At 45.8% G+C, this 17,739-nt stretch carries 16 protein-coding genes; all 16 read right to left on the bottom strand.

All coding sequences use genetic code 11. The features are described 5' to 3' along the window. Positions 1-11 precede the first annotated feature (11 nt). The 16 genes from OCU49_RS03615 to mobH all read right to left on the bottom strand — a co-directional run bounded on the left by OCU49_RS03615 (position 12) and on the right by mobH (position 17,631). Positions 12-1,121, bottom strand: coding sequence for a hypothetical protein (locus tag OCU49_RS03615; protein ID WP_000076135.1), 1,110 nt, complete (start codon positions 1,119-1,121; stop codon positions 12-14). Continuing rightward, the gene (locus OCU49_RS03610; RefSeq protein WP_001901413.1) at positions 1,118-3,847 is read right to left on the bottom strand and encodes a DEAD/DEAH box helicase family protein; all 2,730 of its coding nucleotides are present in this window, start codon (positions 3,845-3,847) and stop codon (positions 1,118-1,120) included. The genes OCU49_RS03615 and OCU49_RS03610 overlap by 4 nt, the downstream gene beginning before the upstream one ends. 577 nt (positions 3,848-4,424) lie before the next feature. Then, entirely contained in the window at positions 4,425-5,363 is a 939-nt protein-coding gene (locus OCU49_RS03605) for a nucleotidyl transferase AbiEii/AbiGii toxin family protein (protein WP_261843654.1), read from the bottom strand. Continuing rightward, positions 5,356-6,147, bottom strand: coding sequence for a type IV toxin-antitoxin system AbiEi family antitoxin (locus OCU49_RS03600; protein WP_261843653.1), 792 nt, complete (start codon positions 6,145-6,147; stop codon positions 5,356-5,358). The genes OCU49_RS03605 and OCU49_RS03600 overlap by 8 nt, the downstream gene beginning before the upstream one ends. Positions 6,148-6,367: 220 nt before the next feature. Next, the gene (traA, locus tag OCU49_RS03595; RefSeq protein WP_000180225.1) at positions 6,368-6,754 is read right to left on the bottom strand and encodes a TraA family conjugative transfer protein; all 387 of its coding nucleotides are present in this window, start codon (positions 6,752-6,754) and stop codon (positions 6,368-6,370) included. After that, positions 6,751-7,323: a type IV conjugative transfer system lipoprotein TraV gene (gene traV, locus OCU49_RS03590; protein WP_191600114.1), complete on the bottom strand. Its 573-nt coding sequence runs from the start codon at positions 7,321-7,323 to the stop codon at positions 6,751-6,753. Before traV ends, traA begins: the two co-directional genes overlap by 4 nt. 74 nt (positions 7,324-7,397) lie before the next feature. After that, positions 7,398-8,492, bottom strand: coding sequence for a TraB/VirB10 family protein (locus OCU49_RS03585; RefSeq protein ID WP_446680418.1), 1,095 nt, complete (start codon positions 8,490-8,492; stop codon positions 7,398-7,400). Between the two features lie 197 nt (positions 8,493-8,689). Beyond that, positions 8,690-9,589 carry a type-F conjugative transfer system secretin TraK gene (locus OCU49_RS03580; protein ID WP_376787888.1) on the bottom strand — a complete coding sequence of 300 codons (900 nt, stop codon included), beginning with the start codon at positions 9,587-9,589 and terminating at the stop codon, positions 8,690-8,692. Then, the gene (locus OCU49_RS03575) at positions 9,570-10,196 is read right to left on the bottom strand and encodes a TraE/TraK family type IV conjugative transfer system protein (protein ID WP_261843651.1); all 627 of its coding nucleotides are present in this window, start codon (positions 10,194-10,196) and stop codon (positions 9,570-9,572) included. Before OCU49_RS03575 ends, OCU49_RS03580 begins: the two co-directional genes overlap by 20 nt. Further along, positions 10,193-10,474 carry a type IV conjugative transfer system protein TraL gene (gene traL / locus OCU49_RS03570; protein WP_000433891.1) on the bottom strand — a complete coding sequence of 94 codons (282 nt, stop codon included), beginning with the start codon at positions 10,472-10,474 and terminating at the stop codon, positions 10,193-10,195. The genes OCU49_RS03575 and traL overlap by 4 nt, the downstream gene beginning before the upstream one ends. A gap of 136 nt (positions 10,475-10,610) precedes the next feature. Further along, positions 10,611-11,717, bottom strand: coding sequence for a helix-turn-helix domain-containing protein (locus tag OCU49_RS03565; RefSeq protein ID WP_031500457.1), 1,107 nt, complete (start codon positions 11,715-11,717; stop codon positions 10,611-10,613). Beyond that, entirely contained in the window at positions 11,710-12,306 is a 597-nt protein-coding gene (locus OCU49_RS03560; RefSeq protein WP_129980172.1) for a hypothetical protein, read from the bottom strand. Before OCU49_RS03560 ends, OCU49_RS03565 begins: the two co-directional genes overlap by 8 nt. 113 nt (positions 12,307-12,419) lie before the next feature. Continuing rightward, a complete protein-coding gene (locus OCU49_RS03555; RefSeq protein ID WP_025611033.1) occupies positions 12,420-13,055 on the bottom strand; it encodes an IncC plasmid conjugative DNA transfer DtrJ family protein in 636 nt (211 codons plus the stop codon). Next, positions 13,042-13,602, bottom strand: coding sequence for a conjugative transfer protein (locus OCU49_RS03550; protein ID WP_261843650.1), 561 nt, complete (start codon positions 13,600-13,602; stop codon positions 13,042-13,044). Before OCU49_RS03550 ends, OCU49_RS03555 begins: the two co-directional genes overlap by 14 nt. Before the next feature lie 9 nt (positions 13,603-13,611). Beyond that, positions 13,612-15,432 carry a conjugative transfer system coupling protein TraD gene (traD, locus tag OCU49_RS03545; protein ID WP_261843649.1) on the bottom strand — a complete coding sequence of 607 codons (1,821 nt, stop codon included), beginning with the start codon at positions 15,430-15,432 and terminating at the stop codon, positions 13,612-13,614. Between the two features lie 48 nt (positions 15,433-15,480). Next, complete coding sequence (gene mobH, locus OCU49_RS03540) at positions 15,481-17,631, bottom strand: MobH family relaxase (RefSeq protein WP_261843648.1); 2,151 nt, start codon at positions 17,629-17,631, stop codon at positions 15,481-15,483. Positions 17,632-17,739 lie beyond the last annotated feature (108 nt).

Here is a 17,739-nt window from a genome sequence, read left to right as displayed (position 1 = left end):
ACTATTATTCCTTATAGGTTCCAATCATGGGCTGCAATGACATGCCAGGTATGCTGATTTTGCTGGTCTTCTTCAGTCCAAAACTGATTTGCCAACTCAGCCCTATCAGGTAGTGTGAAATTCCAACTTTTAAAAGGTTCGAGTGCTTTTTCTCTCCAAACTTGGTACTTGCTATTAGTGGCATACATATTGATATTTTTCTCTAATCTCCATTCAGCCCACTTTTTAGCATCCAATTCAGTCAATGCTGATATAGAAATATTGTGTAACTTCATCGCATCAAACGAGCCCAACTTGTGAACAGATGGTCTTTTTACACTTACCGAGCGCTTCATATTGATTCGCTCAGATTCAGTAATATTTTCGAAAACCACTGACAAGATTTCCGTTTGCTCATCCCATTGTTCAAGCAAGCCCTCACTATGCAGAAGTACTTTCAAAACTTGCTGACGACTGATTGGTTCAACCCGACGTGAAAATATAAGATCCTTTCCGCGCTTCACATCGACATTGCCATCAGTCACATTCCACTCGATGTAATACGGTTTTCCTTGAGGTGAGATGCGCTCACCTTTGAGTTCAATTTTGTCAACGCGTACTTCCGAACCTCCACCTATTGGTTCAACCTTCAGTCCATGAACGTCTTTGACTAGTTGAGAAACCTCAACGAGTCGCTTTGCTCTTTCATTTAGCTCATTTCTGTTTTTTCCAAGTCCGATCGACGCTGCACTAGGCTCTGTGTGCGCTTCAATAGCAAGAAGTGGATGAGGCAACAAAGGCTCATGACAAACGCAAAGGCTCCAACACCCATCTTCTGGCACTAGGATTTGATCTTTCTCAAGAGCAATCAGTCCTGATTCAGTGAGCCTGTATTGGTCTCGATTAGACTCAGCAAGCCCATATAATCGACATATGTTTAGTAACCTATCAGCAACGACACGACGTCCGATTTTGTCCCCAAATAAATGCTCGGAGCACTCAGCAGAACTCGCATTCGGATAATCTTGAAGGAATTGCAGCACGCAGTTAATTTCTGGACGGCTATCTGCCAGCGCGATTTCACCCTGTATGAGCCAACTTTCAGTCTTAATTTCTCGTTTTAGTATGATGTCCTGGCTCATAGTGCCTCCTGTGATTCAGTCTCGATTGTTGTAGACCAGTAAGAATTGCTGGCAAAAGTACCTAACACACCCGATGCCTTTTGCATTGCAGGGCGGTTTCCGTACACAATGAGCTGATGCTTGGCCCTCGTAATTGCCACATTCAAGCGATTTGGGCTTTCAAGAAAACTCGTGGGATGGTTATTTGCGAAACTAAGCATGACAAAATCAGCCTCATGCCCCTGAAAACGGTCTACGGTACATATCTGAATATCAATATACGGTGAGGATTTTTCACCTCGATAGAAATGCCTTACTCCGTGATGATTTCCCGTCCACTTTCGTAAAGCTCGACGTATAGCTCGCTCTTGAGCCCGATAGAATGCCAAAACAGCAACTTCCCAAGGCTTTTGTTGGTTTTTCTCAACATTTGGGTTTGATTTTGCCCAAGAATCAAAGCGACTTAATTCTTTTAATATTTCTTCTACTTCAGCGGTGATTTCACCTTCTTTGCCTTTTCGACCTTTAACATCGTGCCATATACAACGATGTGAGCCGCTTCGGTATCCCCAGTCCCGCTTTTCAGCTTGGCCATCAGGACTTTGCAGTGCTTTTTCATGGTATATATGTACTCGGGAAAACTCGGCAATGTCTGGATGCATTCTGTGCTGGTAACTAAGCCGTATTTGTCGTTGTTCCAAAACACTGGCTGGAAGTCCATCAGACAGAGCGGTGCCTTGTTTCTGATACTCTGTTCGTTCAAATCCAACTTGCAGTGATTCAAGGATAGAAGGCAGTGCGATCCTACGTACCCTGTCTATTGCAGTGAACGTATCTTTTTCTGAGTCAAATGGTAGTAGCGCTTTGATATCTTCCTCTAACTTATTAACAGTTTTAGAACTTCCGTTAGATTCTGTATTTAGGCGCTGTTCGTACATACGAGCCAGTCGCCACGCTAACTGGGATTCCCAGCTATCGGACTCGGTCTTGATTTTTGTACGAGTTAATCTCGAATGCGCTGAAAGTCGCATTTCTAACTTTTTCGGTAACGCAGGCAGCCCCCTTATGGTCGTCATATCCAGGGGAAGGTGATTAGCATTCTGAGCGATGAACGCTGACGAACCAAGGACTACTGATGCGTAAGGGAGATCTGTCTTCGGACCTTTAGATGATGCGACCAATACATTTTTGGCCTTTGCTTGCTGATGATAAAATTCAATTGTCTTTTCATCGTCAGTGCAAACCAAGGATACTTCTCGTTTCTGAATATTGATTTGTCGAGCAGAGAAAATATCTGCGCATGCTTCTCGCTGATAACTATCCTGTAAACATGGCTGCAAATTTACTTCGGTAGCTTCATCATCAACATAAGGTGAAAGCTGTTTTGGGTCTCCCACCATGATCCAACGCTTGGCAAGTACCGCTGGCACCAAAAACTCTTGAAAAGTTGTTTTTGATGCTTCATCAATAATCATCACATCGAAGATTGGCGATGTTGATTGTTTATTTTTGATATCAGGGTGCTGAAGCAAACCAATAGTTGTCCCGCAAACTAAATTCGCCGCTTCAAGAACAAGACGCTCAACAATATGTTTACCTTCACCGACCTTACTTTTAAGTAACTTCTGACTAACTGAAATGTGCGGTTGTTGCTGAAGATGTTTTAGCAATCTTGTGCGTTCAGTTTTAACAAACTCTTCCAATTGCCATGGCTTTGCCTTTTGAGAAACGCTTGATTTATCTCCAATCCGTACAGGTAACACCATGTCGCGATAAATATTTTCTTCAGACATCATTCGCTCAAGAACATTGTCAACAGCAACGTGTGTTGATGCACAAAGTAAGATCCGCTTACCTCGCTTTATTAATTGAAGAATCAGTTCGCAAATGGCTGTAGTTTTGCCAGATCCTGGGGGGCCTTCAAGGAAGGCAAAGTCTGGTGTATTGAGTGCAATATTTACAAACTCACGCTGCTGAGATGTTCCCTCTCTTGCTCCATCGGTAAGAACGTAGTAGTCATCGTTAAATAAGTGCTCATCATAAGGAACATTCGGCCATTTAGCATGATCCTTGCCTTCAAACAGCCTCAATAGCGGAAGATGGTGAATAGAAGGGGTGTCTTGTAAGCTTTGTAATGCATTAATCTGACACTTTAACTGGTATGTGTTTGGACGAATAACCAAATAGTCGTGGTCAGGTAAACGATCCAATAACAAGCTGTCATTCTCTACATTTCTGTCTAGGACTGAAATTGCGTTGGATTTATTGAATCCAACATTGCTTTGTGATTTCCCAGTCAAATGCCAACCATAACCGTCTGGACACTCATACGACGACAGCCCATTGCCTAATTCACTCGCAATTTCGTCCGCGTGCTCCTCAGTTGCATAAGCCATTTTAGGTTTACCGTGACTTCTACAATTTGGGCATTCTCTAGCGGCACTACCCACGGCTTTCCATCTAGCGGGGCTTGCTTCGTATACCGTGTCGGTACTTTCATCTAAAAAGAGCTTTAAGTTCTTTTCGAAATCACCGCAGTTATCGGCAGGCTCAACTAATTGTATCCATACTCCACTTTGAGCATCGTCCAGCTTTTCCCAAGCTATCGCTTTAACAGCCTTCGTACTTTCTAGGTATTTTCGAGTGGTGTCTAAATACTTATAAAAGTCACCAAGACCACTCACTGCTTTACTAAGCAGGATGTCTGGCCTGTGAATTCCTAAGTTTGCGTATCTTAATAACGCCATGTTTCGTCCTTTGATCGAATAAGTTGTTCATCCTAAATATCAAGCATCGTGCCAACAACCTTCGATTTAAAGGCCTTATTAATTGCGCACCATCGAACAAATAAAGGTTTTTATAGTAAGGTATTTTTCACACCCTCTGGGTAAATTTATAACCCATAAGTACCATTTTGTACATCACATAACTCTCATGAAGCCAAGACAATGAAAAGAACCCAAACAACTTTACTTTGGCTACTTATAACTGAAACGCCGTCATGATAAACGGGTACGGGGTAGGATGACGCCCAAGCCGTCAGATATCTGGCCGCTTGGGGTTTTTTATTGTTATCAGGTGTCCAGTAAAACGTCGCTGATTGCTGGAACGGTTGTGCCAATAACTTCTTGAGTACTGGCAATAGCAGGTAAGGTTGCAGACATAACACTTTTATCGCCTACTAGCGATGACAGAAGCGCCGTTACTAGCCAACCGGTTTAGCTGAGCCCGTTTTTTACACCTATGTGGACTCGGTTAGATAGATTGAAGAAATCGCAAACTAACTAGGGGTCTTATAGCTCGTTGAGGTTTGTTATAAACGAATTACTCAGCGTTTGCGTTAACAAGCCAATCATCAAGTACTTGCTTCAATTTATCTAATTGCTCTTGATGTTTTGCTTGATTCTTTGCCAATTTGTTTATGTTCTGCAACTTCCAACGAATCGCTGGCAAGTCTGCTGCATTAGGATAGTCAAAAAATGCCCAGTCAGGTTGCCCTCTTTTGAATGACATAAGGAAAGCATGATCCCTTTCTGTGAAATGTTTTTGCAGTTCAATTAACATCATGGGCCTAACAGAGGCTAAGTCTTCGCATTCAACTTTTTCAAAAGTCATTCCGTCAAATTCTGCCTGAAATTTCTCATTCAGAGGCTGCCAGTTTGGCGACATGACTTCATTAATAGGCCGAGGGTGACTTAATGTATAGGTTAAAAAACCCACCAAAATCTCTCTCGAAATCCCTTCACTGCCCAGTAACATACGCACATCGAATAAGTCGCGAGGATGTTGGCGATCCATTGCAGCACACAATTTCCCACCATACAGATCGGGAAGACTGACTACCTGAATCTCAGCATAACCAAACTCGTCTTCAACAGACTCTTGAACTGGCATTACTTCTGCACTATGCAATGTACCTCTGGCGACGGGCGACACTTCAATTTTGATCGTCGCAACCGGACTTGATACAACTATTCTCAGTTCATCAGCTTTATTATCCTGAAATGCCGCTCTGATATCTGGTTGAGTATTGATTCTGTCTGTAATGCGCTGCAATGCAGCCCTGACATTAATCAAAGCCTCATCTCTTGGTTCAAGTGGAAGATAAGCAAGATCAATATCTACAGATAACCGAGGAAAATCTCTCACAAATAAATTAATGGCGGTGCCACCTTTAAGTGCAAAAACCGTCTCTGTTGCTACCACAGGAAGCATTCTTATGAGCAAGGAAACCTGTTTGTAATATGGGCTATCTTTATCCATTATGTTGTTCACCTTTTTTGACGCTTAATATCTCTGGCACTGTGATTTGATATCGCTCATCAAAACGTCCCTTTTCGACAACCTGCCGCTTTCCTGCACCCAATTCAATTCTTGTTTCATCTATGCGATTGACCCACTGGTGATCGTAGTATCGACCCAGAAATAGAAATATTCGGTTTGCCTGAACAGAGCTGCTTCGTTCAAGAATATCTTGTACTTTTCTAGGGCTAAGATTGACTAAACCCTGAAATAATTCTGCGACATGCTCAAATGAAATCAGCTTCCCAATCGCGTCTACCACTTCATAGGCAGCAAGTTCTGCACAGCTGACAGTGAGCTCTTTCTCTTTAACCGTGATCCTTTTCAAATCTTTCTCGGGACTCACTTCAAGCTTATGGTTTCCACAGTAAAACCAATTCTGATAAGGGAATTCACGAAACCATTTTGGTAAGGACGACTTATTTTTAACGCAAATCCAAACTTGCTCTTTGTTCAGCTGTAAATAGTGACTCAGTCCTTGGTGAGTTAAGCTGCTCAATCCAGCCAAATGAACTGAAACGCCCAATTGCACATCTAATGCTTGAATGGCATCAACCCAAGTTGGCTTTCTATCGCCCTGCGCATCTGGACGATAATACACGCCAGAACACAGCTTCTTTAGCCAACCGTTCTGCGCGTACTTTTGAGCCAAGGAATAGCTCACACCGTTTTCAGTCAGCCATTGCTGAAGTACTAGCGCACCAGGAGAAGTATGAGCAACAAGCCAGTTTATCTTAGATGACATTTTAACACCCAAAGTATGAATATCACGAACAGTATAAACCATATAGTTTATTGTGACAGTGATTTTAACACTTTAGGTATTAATATGCCAAATATTGTAAACCAAACCCGCTAATGCGGCGTTGTTGAAATGAAAAGGTCTACACAACATCACCAATAACCCGATGTTGTGTAGACCTAAGTTTGATTGCCTTAAGTGAACTGCCTACTGTGGCTCACATTCAGGTGCCCAGTAAAACGGCGCTGATTGCTGGAACTGTTGTGCCAATGACTTCTTGAGTGCTGGCAACGACAGGTAAAGTTGCAGACATAACACTTTCAACGACTGTTGGTGTGTTGTAGAGACCCATACCGCCACCAATGCCCAAGGCAAAGGCCATCAAGCTTTGGCGAGCGATACCGCCCACAATACCCACCAGAACCATGGCTCCAGCTACGATCCGTCCCAAAGTACCTTGGGTCCAATCTTTTAGGGTATCCCACACATCAGTGAAAGCATCACCACCGGTGCCCGCAAATGAGGGCTCCGAAATCATTAACGCCATTAAACCAAGCGCACCAATGGTCATTAGGCGCTGAGTTTGAATGGTGCGAACTGCATTTGTCATTCGTTAGTTTCTCCGTAGATACTCAAGTTATCGCGCTTACCATCAGCTCCCGCTGAGGCAGAATCGCTTTGAGTCTGAAGTGGACGTAGCACTGGCGAAACCGTTCGAGGTGCTGACACCCCAATATCCCACCGGCGCGGTTCAATTTCGGTAAACACGTAGCTGGATAAATTCAGATCTCCACGGTCATCCTCCCAAGGCGCAATCCAAATTCGCATCACCCTGGAAGGAATGCGAATAGGTGCAGATTGCTGCGTCTCAGGTAATGCTGGATGGCTCAGCAGTCCTGTCTCTAAATCAGATTGTGAATACCCAGAGGGAGAACCAATTCGAGTCGCCACAGCATCAATCGTCTTGGGTGCAGCGCCATTACTGGTAAGCTCATAGACTTCACGAGCGGATAAACAGCGCACACCGTCAGGCATACCTGGGCATCCATATTCACTACTCCCAAGACCCAATGAACTACAGCCAGACAATAAGGTTGAGCCGACTGCCAATAAAAGTAATCCAGCTTTAGACCACTGTTTTGACTGGTGCTTTAGGTTGTTCTGCATTGATGTCGTCATGGTTAACTCTCCTCTGGATACACATCTTATTGTCTGAAGCGGACTTCGATCGGTTAGCAACATGCAGGATTTTTTCATCTTCTTGCACCTACCCCTTGTGAAGTGGCCAATGACAACGAGGCCCCACGAGTGACTATGACTTCAATTTTCCTTGCAGCGTCTACCTCTATGACTGGGAACATATTTTCAGCCATGTCCAAATAGAACTTGGCCACTCGATCCAATGCTTTACCTGTGCCTTTAATCGCAGCGCCTTGTAATGCTTCTTGGCTCATGACTTGCTGGTACAGCTGAGTATCACCGGCATTACCCGTCTGAATCGTTGGTACAGGATTCACATCAAATGCGCCAGCCAAGCCCTGAAGGAATCCGGCCATCATCGATTTGGCCACCAGCTGGCCTTGTTTCGACACTAATCGGCCACGAATACCGGCTTTGCCGTCTTCACCCACGGCATAAGAATCCAGTCGCGTTTCAATGACGCCACCATCTTCTCTCACACATGAAATGGTCTCGCCTCGCAAATAAGCACGCTCAGAGCTCAAATCACCGTAACCTGCGGCGATCAAGAAACACTCTTTGATATCCGCTCTAAATCGGTTGGGTAAAATGGCTTCCTTTTGAATCTTCAGCAATGCAGGAAAAGGCTCGCGTCTTGCGGACTCGTGAGTAGGTGCATCCAAACCGGTGATCAAAGTACCTGAGATGATGCTGCCCGCCGGTAGATACAAAGGCGGCGCTTCTTGCACAACAACATCTGGTTCAGCAACCACTTCAGGCTCAATCATACGAATCGTGATTGGCGGCAATGGAACATCTCGTGCTCGTGTACCTTGGCCATTGGCTGGCTGCTGATAGAGCGGATCAGGCAGCGGCGCATTGGCAAAATAGTCGTCTGGGTTAGACGGCAGAGGCTTTTCGTCTTTGGGTAATTCCATGGCAGATAAAGGCACTTCAAAACGGCTATTTGTGCCTTCAACTGCTGCATCACCTCCTGCGCGAACATCATCAAGTTCCGCTCTAAGGCGGGCCAGCTCCGCATTGACCTCACTTGGTATAGAAGGCGAACCTGGGCTTAGCCGTCCTGAATCGACGTCACGACGCAAGCGCTCAACTTCACGACGTAACTGTTCATTGCGTTCACTGAGTAGTTTTACGTTCGCAGCCAAACTATCGACCCCAACATCACGAGTATTGGTATCCGTAAGAATGTGCCGGATCGTTTCCTGCCGGTTCCGACTGCTTGAGCCATCGTCAGGATTAGGTGAAAACACCATCACCATAAGGATGAGACCACCAGCAATACCAGCAACCGATAGAGCCCGCTTCATGTTCGGGCTCATTTGTTCCCATTGTGCTTTCATCGTTACTTACCTCCCACAAGAAGCGAAGGTCGCTGACTTTCCACTGGTTCTTCACGATGATTGCGAACAACCACATACAACTCAGTCTTTTCACCCGGCAACAAGATATTGCGAGGCCAGTAGGCGCTTGCCACTATATCTGGTGCATGACAGGCTATTTCACTGGCTTCTATCGGCTCATCGGCAAAGCTTTCAACCAGTCCTACATAGGCTGTGAAGTAATGTCCCGTCACAATTTGCCCCTGCTTAAAACCAAACTTTATGCCCGGCTGAAAACATTTCGGGCTTGTATCACCCAGAGAGGCCAAACGGATGTCATAGCCTTGTGGTAACTCATTTAGTGCAAGGCGTCTGAGTAAATCACGTAAGCTATCGACGTATGGCTGAGCCGTTTCCCAAGTGGCGGCTTTTCGGTTCACGACGCCCTTAATAGGCCACTGCTGGCCATCAATAGCTAAGGTGATTTCACGCGGTGGAATACGACGAGGTACTAAGGTGACTGATAATGCGGGCGCTTCCTGACTAGGCGGAGTGATGTAAAGTGAAACCGGTGATTCTTTGTCCGTGGCCACATATACAACATTCCCCTTGATTTGCGTCTGAGCATCACTGGTTGTTCTCACCTGAGGCGATTCAAACGGCGTCACAATCCGGTTCAGATGCCCAAGTGCTACAGGGATCAGTTCATTAACCCCCGGTGTCATCAGTAGTGTTGTTGGTGCATCCGTTGAACCCGTATTGCTTAGAACCGGTGGATTTGCAGTAGCAGACTGCATCATCACACTGGCTGGCACAATTGGCAATTCCACGTCTGCATACGACGCTTGAGATAACAGGACGCCACTTAAGCTCATTGCGATTAAGCTTGGTGTCAACCATCGACTAATTTTGGTTCGCATCATTCACCCTCCGGTTATGCTCTTGGGTCAACTTTTCACGAACTCGCTTCGTTCTAGCTTGCCCCTCATACGTATCCATCCAGTTAAGTTTTGGACGGTATTGCTCAATATCGATGTCAAACTCATAGGTGCGAGTTTGGCGCTGTTCATCTCCAGATGGTCCAGAAACCAAGGAATAACCGGTCACAAAGACATGGCCGGTTTCATACTCATACTCCACTTGTCTTGGTTGGAATTTGAGCGTGACCCGGTCTTCGCGGATTTGTCTTGCCTGAATCTCCAGTGCATCGACCACTTGCTGGTACACTGCTGGAGAAAGTAGCGGCTCAATGGCAACCCGGATGAAAGACACATTACCCGGCGTCACGTTGCCCATAAGCTCAGCCAGGTAGAGTCCCCAGGATTCAAGGTAAGGTTGAGTGGCTTGGTTTCGTGACACTTCAGCCGTTTCAGACAAGGTTGGTGGTTGAATGGCCACTACGGTATTGCGAGAAAATGCCGCAACCGCAAGCAGCAAGTTAGATAGCACCAGCACTGCAATCAGAAACCGTTGCCATCGGTTCTCTAATTGCGTGCCTTGCCATGATTTTAAAAACACGTCGAACTTCACGGCAGATAGCTCCTGATAAATGGGTTAGGGATCGTCTTGGCTTTGGTTGGCAACAGTCCAGCCCAGTAGATGGCGTGAAGAATAAAACCATCTGGGCGACCATCACGAAAACGCCGATAGAGCTTGGTTGTCACCAACCCCAACAGGCATAAAACCAAGGCATTACCGGTAAAAATGCCGATCACTAGCCCCAACAGAATGGGAGCCATCTCATCGGCACTCCAAAGCAGGAAGTGCGGCGGGTCATCGATATAGGATGGAATACTCACAGGTTCCATAGTCACTCCTCGTTGTTTGAATTGAGAAGTGAAGAATGCCCCGAAATAACTCAGGGCTGTGGTCAGGTAGATATCGAATTCTTGAAGGTTTTGAACTACCGAGCGCTAGTTCATCTGTTTTAGGGAGGTGGTTGTCTTAGAAATTGATATTTCTGACATTTGACTTATTGATTTGCTTAGTCAAATCGTAACTGGTTAACTGAGCAACTATCTGCTCTGAAACACCTAAATCGTTTGCAATATCAAAAATCGAAATACCCAAATGCTCGTTGAGCTGATCTATTGCAGCTGATAAAAGCTCTGGCTGTTCCATTGGTATTTGATCATCTAAGTCTTCTGTTTTCGATTGACCCGATTTATTCAAATAAACATTGGCGGTTCTGTACTGTTGCGACGAAATTAACCCAAGATAATTAGCTCGATAAATTATTGCTCTCGCACTAACACGCCATCTAAGTTTCAATGCAAAGATTTTCTCCCACCTGATTCGAACAGGTCCCACACATTGAGGAAACTCTTTCAGAAAAGCCTTACGTGGAAAAAGAAACGCACTTGCAAAAGCATCAGCTTCTCTTTCTGTTTTAGCACACCCAGTTTCTACACCTTGATGCAAAACCAAATGGCCACATTCATGCGCCAAATCAAAGCGCATTCTACAGCAGCTTTCCTTCGCATTATTTCTTACTATGATGGGTCTTTTTCGATTCATTGATAACGCATCAACTTTATCTGAAACACCATCAAAGCAAGTGATTACAGCGCCATTATTCTCCAGTACTCTTACCATGTTTGTAACTGGTGCATCCAAACCCAGACCCCAGTTAATACGACATTGCTCCGCTGCTCTTTCGATAGCCTCCGCACTCAGATCTGATTCTTCAAAATCAATAAAATTGGCAACAGGCAACTCAAGATGATCTTCAATAATCTCAACTAATAGTTCAAAAATGGTGCCGAGAGCCAAAACTCGATTTGCAAGTCCAACTGGTGTTGTTTTGCGCTTGCGAAAGTGGCATTGCTCATACTTAACATCATTTTGTGGTTTCTTAAAAAAGAAATCACTTTTCACTTTTAATACTTCAGCCAATGCCAAAAGCAGGTCTTCAGCAGGTGGTTTAACACCTGCTTCAAGCTGATGTATAAACTGACGACTGACCGCAACTAACTCACCAAGTTCTTGTTGAGTAATTCCGGCCATCAATCTCGCCAGTCTTAGTTTTTCACCAAAAAATTCGTTATTCATGATTTACTGCATTTTTCGACTTTTTCTTAATTTTGATTTTAGAAACAGCCGATTCAAGTTCAACACCATGAGAAACATTCTCATCAGTATCTGTTATTAACGTAACCTTAGAATTCATTGGCACTTCCCAGTTGACTACAATTTCACCAACATCGCTATAACCAACGAAAAAGGCGCGATCTACACATTTAGTTTGATCAGTGCTCAGAACAAAAAACCAAATGATCTCTGACGGACTATCTTGTGTTGAAAATAACTCCATTTGCATCATAGCTTCGTGGGAACGTATCAGTTTCCCTGATGGGAGTTTGTCAGGCTGACCTTTCCAGAAACGAACTGGAACGTCAGCGATACTAAACGTAAACCTCCCTTTCGGGGTCAGTATCTTTAGCCAATCAACTTCAAGTGACTTCCTTACTAAATGTGTACAACAACACTCGTAGGACCTTATGCCCAATGATTTATTGGTGTCACCCAAATCTCTGTTGTGTAAATCTACAACATCTGCTCGAACATCTGCTAAAAGTTGAGCAACTTCAATCAGCTGACTTTCTTTAAAATTAGGGTTTAGTGTCATCGGTGTGTTCAAATTTGTTACCTCAGGTAGTAAAGCAATAGGATTAGATACCATGGACAATAATATGCTAATTTTAAAATTTGTCAACCTACCTACAGCTTGTTAACCCGAGACTAAAATGTAAACTAAATCTTCTTCTGCAAGTGACTTAACGCCAACCCCGCCATCAATGCCAAACCGATGATCAGCGACGGTAACACCACAGGAGGAATGGCCAGCGGGGCGAACAATCCCATAAACAGCAAAATGACACCTGAGCCCAGGATAATCATGCTGTAGCGGTGAATGATAGGGCTCGAAAAATCAAAGGTTGTCTTCTTAATCTTCCAGGTCATCAAGCCGTCCCACAGCGCCGGTAACATGAGAATAAGCGCAAAGGGCAACCAGACCATCAGCAAAGCAAATCGAGTGAACACTTGGTACAACACATCAAAAAATGCCTGAATACGGTCTTCTACCCACACAAACCAAAAGCCTCCCATGTTCTCCATCCCTTTAGAGCGCAGTCGTTGCTCTTCAGTGGGGATTAGAAAATCACGCACAGATTGCTCCATCTGTGTATCCACAATCCATGACTGATACCAGCCATGGCTAGTTTGACCAATCCAATAGCTTGTTTGTGCGCCCAATTGGTTTTGAATCATCTGCTTCTCTTTATTAATAACCCGGCCAGTCCAATCACCGGGCACTAACACGCCAATGGCAATAATCTCCAGCATCAGTGCCAGACACAGCAGCCAAACCGACTTATGCTTGCTCATGCCAAACATCCTCTTCTACTCGCGCCAGCATGGCTGCAACGGTTGGCGTCAGAATCCGGGCTTTAATCACTTGTTGAAGCCGCTTTGTCGTCGTATGGCCACTGACATAACGCACATCGATGCGTCCTTCAGCCAGATACCCCATTCGATTTGGACGATTACGAATCCAGGAGTAGAAATACACACCATCCACGGCGGCCCACTCGAAATGGTCAGGATCACGCAGGCGAATCCCCGTTAAAGCACTGGCGGCAGTCCAGGTCAGTGCCTCAATGAAATGCCACAGGCGTACACTGTCATCATCACAACTGACTTCTTCATAACTGCCCAAGCCATTACACAGACACAAATCAAAGATGGAATGGCCATCTAACGTGAACGCATCCGTTAAGTAGTCCGCCAAGCAATACACCGAGGCCAAAGCATGAGGCCAGTCGGTTTCAAGCAGTCTTAAGGTTTCCTTGAACTGGGGGTTATGTTGCTGCCACTGAGCGAGCATTTCTTTACTGGTAAGTGTTGTCATTTTCAGACAGACAGAATGATGCATACAGACTCCTTATGCTGCCTGTGTAGAGCTGGTTAAAATAGGAATGCGGCCTTTGATCACGCGGCCACCTGAAAGCTTGGCGATGTACTCCAGGTTGGGAAGCTGGCCTAATAACTGCGGTGGAAACATATCGCCTTCTTCCTCCATCAAGCGTTCGCCATGATTGCCGGTAAACAACGCGGGGCTGTCCGAGTTGGACGACATACCTTGAGTTTGCATGATGTACTGCAACCGAGTCTTAGGCAGATTGTCGGTAATGTACTGCTGTGTTTCGGCGTCCATCACCCGAAGGGCTATCAAGTTGTTGATGTTACCTAACACCTGGCGAGCCTTAGCTTCACTGCCTGTTCGAGCTGCAAAGTCAGCAAAGGTCTGAGTAGCAATCACACAACGCATTTTTGCGCCACGGCCTTTGTTGAGCAGTTGAATGAAGGGATCGTTGACGACTTCAGCAGCCTCATCGATGAAGATATTTACGGGACGATTTTCAACACCATAGTTATAGCGGTCACCGGCCACGGCGGTGAGATCGGATAAAAGCAACGAACCAATGGCGCTGCCAACCATGGCGTCGGTCAATGAATCCAAGCCGATATACGCCACTTGGGCATTGTTGATAATACGGCCAGAATCCGTAATTAACCGGCTGTCATCCACATCGTTTGCAATCGGTGATAGCAATGGACCTAGTTCACTTGAGGTGAGCATATTGAGCACCGGCATCAATGAGGCCACCATCTTTGAATAGTGGGTTCTGTCATGCTCAAACATACTCAAAAGGCCCTCCAAATCAGTATTGGCGGCAACGGGCTGAATGCGTTCGTAGTAGAAAAGCAGCATCGCCATGGCTTGTTTAGCCAAGGTATTGGCCTTTTCGGTAAAGCGCTTGATCTCCACACTAAAATTGGGATACACCTGCTCCCCCCAGGCTGTGACGGCTTTTACTACCAAGCCTTCTGGGCCACCTTCCAAAAAACGCCTCAGTGTTTTCAGATCAGGACGTTGTGACGTAAGCAACAAACCTTGCACTATGTTATTCAGTGCCATTTGGCCAAAGGCTTTAAATGGATCAGCACCGGTTTCAGAGGGGATTAATGCCGCAATTCGGCTGGCAATTTCAGTACCCCGGTTAAAGTTTCTCAGGGGATTAAGACGTACTGAATGCTCTGGAAAACCCGGATGAAAATACACAAAGCGCTCAGGACTACCGGCGGCAATACAGGCTCGCTGTGCATTATCCTTAAGTTCCTTGTCTCCCTTAGGGTCAATAATAATCACGGCTTCATTACGCAAAATGGCCTGAGTGATCATCGCATCAAAGCATCGGGTTTTCCCGGCACCGGTCGTGCCGACAATTAAGGTGTGCCCCTCAGTGTGACCAACTGGCTGGTACACATCTTCTTCTTTGGGCTCAACACCATGAATCCAGGTCGAACCCATTTGTTTGCCGTGACCTTGGTTAAGCAAGGTTTGCTTATCCCGCTTTAATATTTCATAAGCGCGTTGAGCATGACGTTGGTCCCACTCAAAGCCATAACCTAACCACAATTCATCAGGATGTTTTGCCATCACCTTTTGTAAATGCGAAAGCTCCATAAAAGCCAAAGGTTTGCCTTTTAGCCCCTTCTGCAACTTATAAAGACGGTAAGCCTCAGGCAGGCGATACAACGCCATGCCCGAGGAAATCCCTGTCATCCACCAAAATGGCTCAGGTGGTAACTCAGTGAGTATTTCTGCTGCAATTGCCCCAGTTGCCCCAACTAGCCAACCTGCTGCTGCCATGGTTTCATAGTTCGTGCGCCAGGGCATCTCGTATGCGTTTTCTTTCATTCATGCTCCGCAAAATAACCGTTTGCAATCCGCTTAATTTCAAATGGATTAACGCTTAGCGTGAGCGGTAAACAGAACCGTTTCCCCCTCATCAAACTGGCATTGGTCACTGGCCGAGATCCCCCGAAGCAGCTGCCCGGCTGGAATGCCATGTGCATTGGCGACTTGGCGTAAGGTTTGAATCGTGACGCGAATACCATCGGCACTATGATCCACGTCTGGGTAATCGCCATCGGTCAGTAAGATGGGCAAATCTTTCACAAAACTAACCATCTGTTGCCGCTGCGCGTGTTTGGGGTCTGTACTTGAGTTCGCATTGGGCGCAATCGGCTTTTGCTTACGCTCCGCTCTTGTGGCGGGCTCTTTTGCTTGGGCATTGGCTGTCTCAGTTCGACTCGGACGCTGTGAAGCCTCTTCGTTCTGAATTGGTTCCACTGACTCTGCGTCTTGTTTGGAAAGGTCAATCAGTGCAATTAGCCCTTTAGAAATCGATACTTTCAGCAGTAACCCTTGCTCCTGAACGCCATCATTCGTAGTCACAGTTCTGGCCTTACGTGTCGGGTTTGCGGGATCTAGTTCAAGCCAATCTAATCGACTTAGTTCAGCAAGCAGTTTTCGGGGGGCACACCAAGGTCTTACGGCATCGGGATAGTGGATCAGTATCTGTTCACCAACCATAACCAACACACTGCTGGCCTCTGGGAGCCACGCCAAAGATTCAGGGAGATTCAATGCCTCTGCATCGTGCTGATTTACGTTATTTGAGATAGCGCCATCATATGAGTTGTTAGGCTTTTCACATCCATCACCTGGAGCATTTTCATTTGCCTGGGGGTTATTAACATCACTAGCAAGACGAAGTTCATCATCTTGTTCGGACGAGTTTGTCGATGGCGACTCAGACGAATTGCCGTGTTCGATTGATGATGACGCTTCAGGCAAATCTGGATGTTCACTGGAACGACGCTGAGGTTCTACTTGTGTTTGCTGTGTTGCTTCCCACTCAGATTTGCTAAACAGTCTCACGCTACTTGGTACATTCGAGCTGAACAATAAATCGGCCTCAGATATATGCAGCATGGGTAGCCAGATTGGCTTGTCGTCTTTGATCAGCACTTCAGGGGCAAGGCTTTCGTATCGCTCATTTGAGGCGGATTTAGTGGCCAATCCTCGCTCAATAAGGATGTCCGCAAGGGTATCGGGATCTCTTGGGATGCCCGGTATCTTGTCTTTGGCCAACAGCTCAATGATGTCCTTAGCCGCGCTTTTCCAAGCCAGGTAAAGATTGGTTGATTGATTCGATTTTCGTAACCAGACTCTGGCGTCTCGCTGATTGACCAGCCACTGGGAACTGGCAAGTAATCGCCTCATGGCATCAAGTAGATAGCGTTCGACTGGGACACCAAGGGCATTGTCGTCAACGGAAATTCGTTGAGCTTTCAGGTCTCGCTGGACACTGGTTTGGTCAGCTTCAATAACCAATTTAGACAGGACATGCTCGGGATCGGTATTGCCAATTGCCTCCAGCATGGCTTGCAAAATTTCAGGACCCGGCTGGGTTAACCAGGCGAGCAACTCAGGTGTCATCACCCGGTTTAACACTAGAATTGAAAATTGCTCGTGCCGCTTGCACCGTCCGTCGCGCCAGCGAATGAAATAGCGTTCAATGCTGTTATTTGTGGTCCACTGGGATAAGGTTTCTAAAAAAGGGTTCCACTGATAGCGTCCATCTTCGTCTGTGATGGACAAGTCTGAAACTGGCTTACCAATATCATGGAACAAACCGCCAAGAGCCGCTGCAACACGCCACCTTGGCTCTAGCTCTTTTTTCTCAACCGGTGTGCCACTGGCAACAAAGATGATCCCTTCAGCAGCTTGTGCCGCCCAGAAAGCAACTTCCAACGAATGACGTAATAAACCACCAGCACCACTGTGATGATGATGCTCAGAAGCTGGCAACAAGTGAACATAGGACGCCAGATGATCAATGCAGGGCTGAATCAGCCTTTGAAAGTCACGCAGGTTAAAGCCAAGTACCTGGCGCAGTTTGGCAATTAGCTCGTCTTGTGTGGACTGCAAATCCTCGGGGGACGCAGCTGGCAACCCCTTCAGGAATGGCGGGTAGCGTGGAATTTCCGCATCGAGTTGAGATGACAGCTCTGGTAGTGCTTTGGTTTGAAAAAATAGGTTTTTGAACATAGTGAACCTCCGACACGATAGTGTGAAGGTTCAACTCTGAGCTTGATGGCTAGATAGATTGATAATTCATGTAGAAGAATAACATACGAGCTAATTTCACGGTTTCAA

Source organism: Aliamphritea ceti (assembly GCF_024347215.1).
In the GTDB taxonomy this organism is placed as follows: domain Bacteria; phylum Pseudomonadota; class Gammaproteobacteria; order Pseudomonadales; family Balneatricaceae; genus Amphritea; species Amphritea ceti.
The sequence above is the reverse complement of the archived record's forward strand: the minus strand, read 5'-3'. Positions and strand labels throughout refer to the sequence as shown.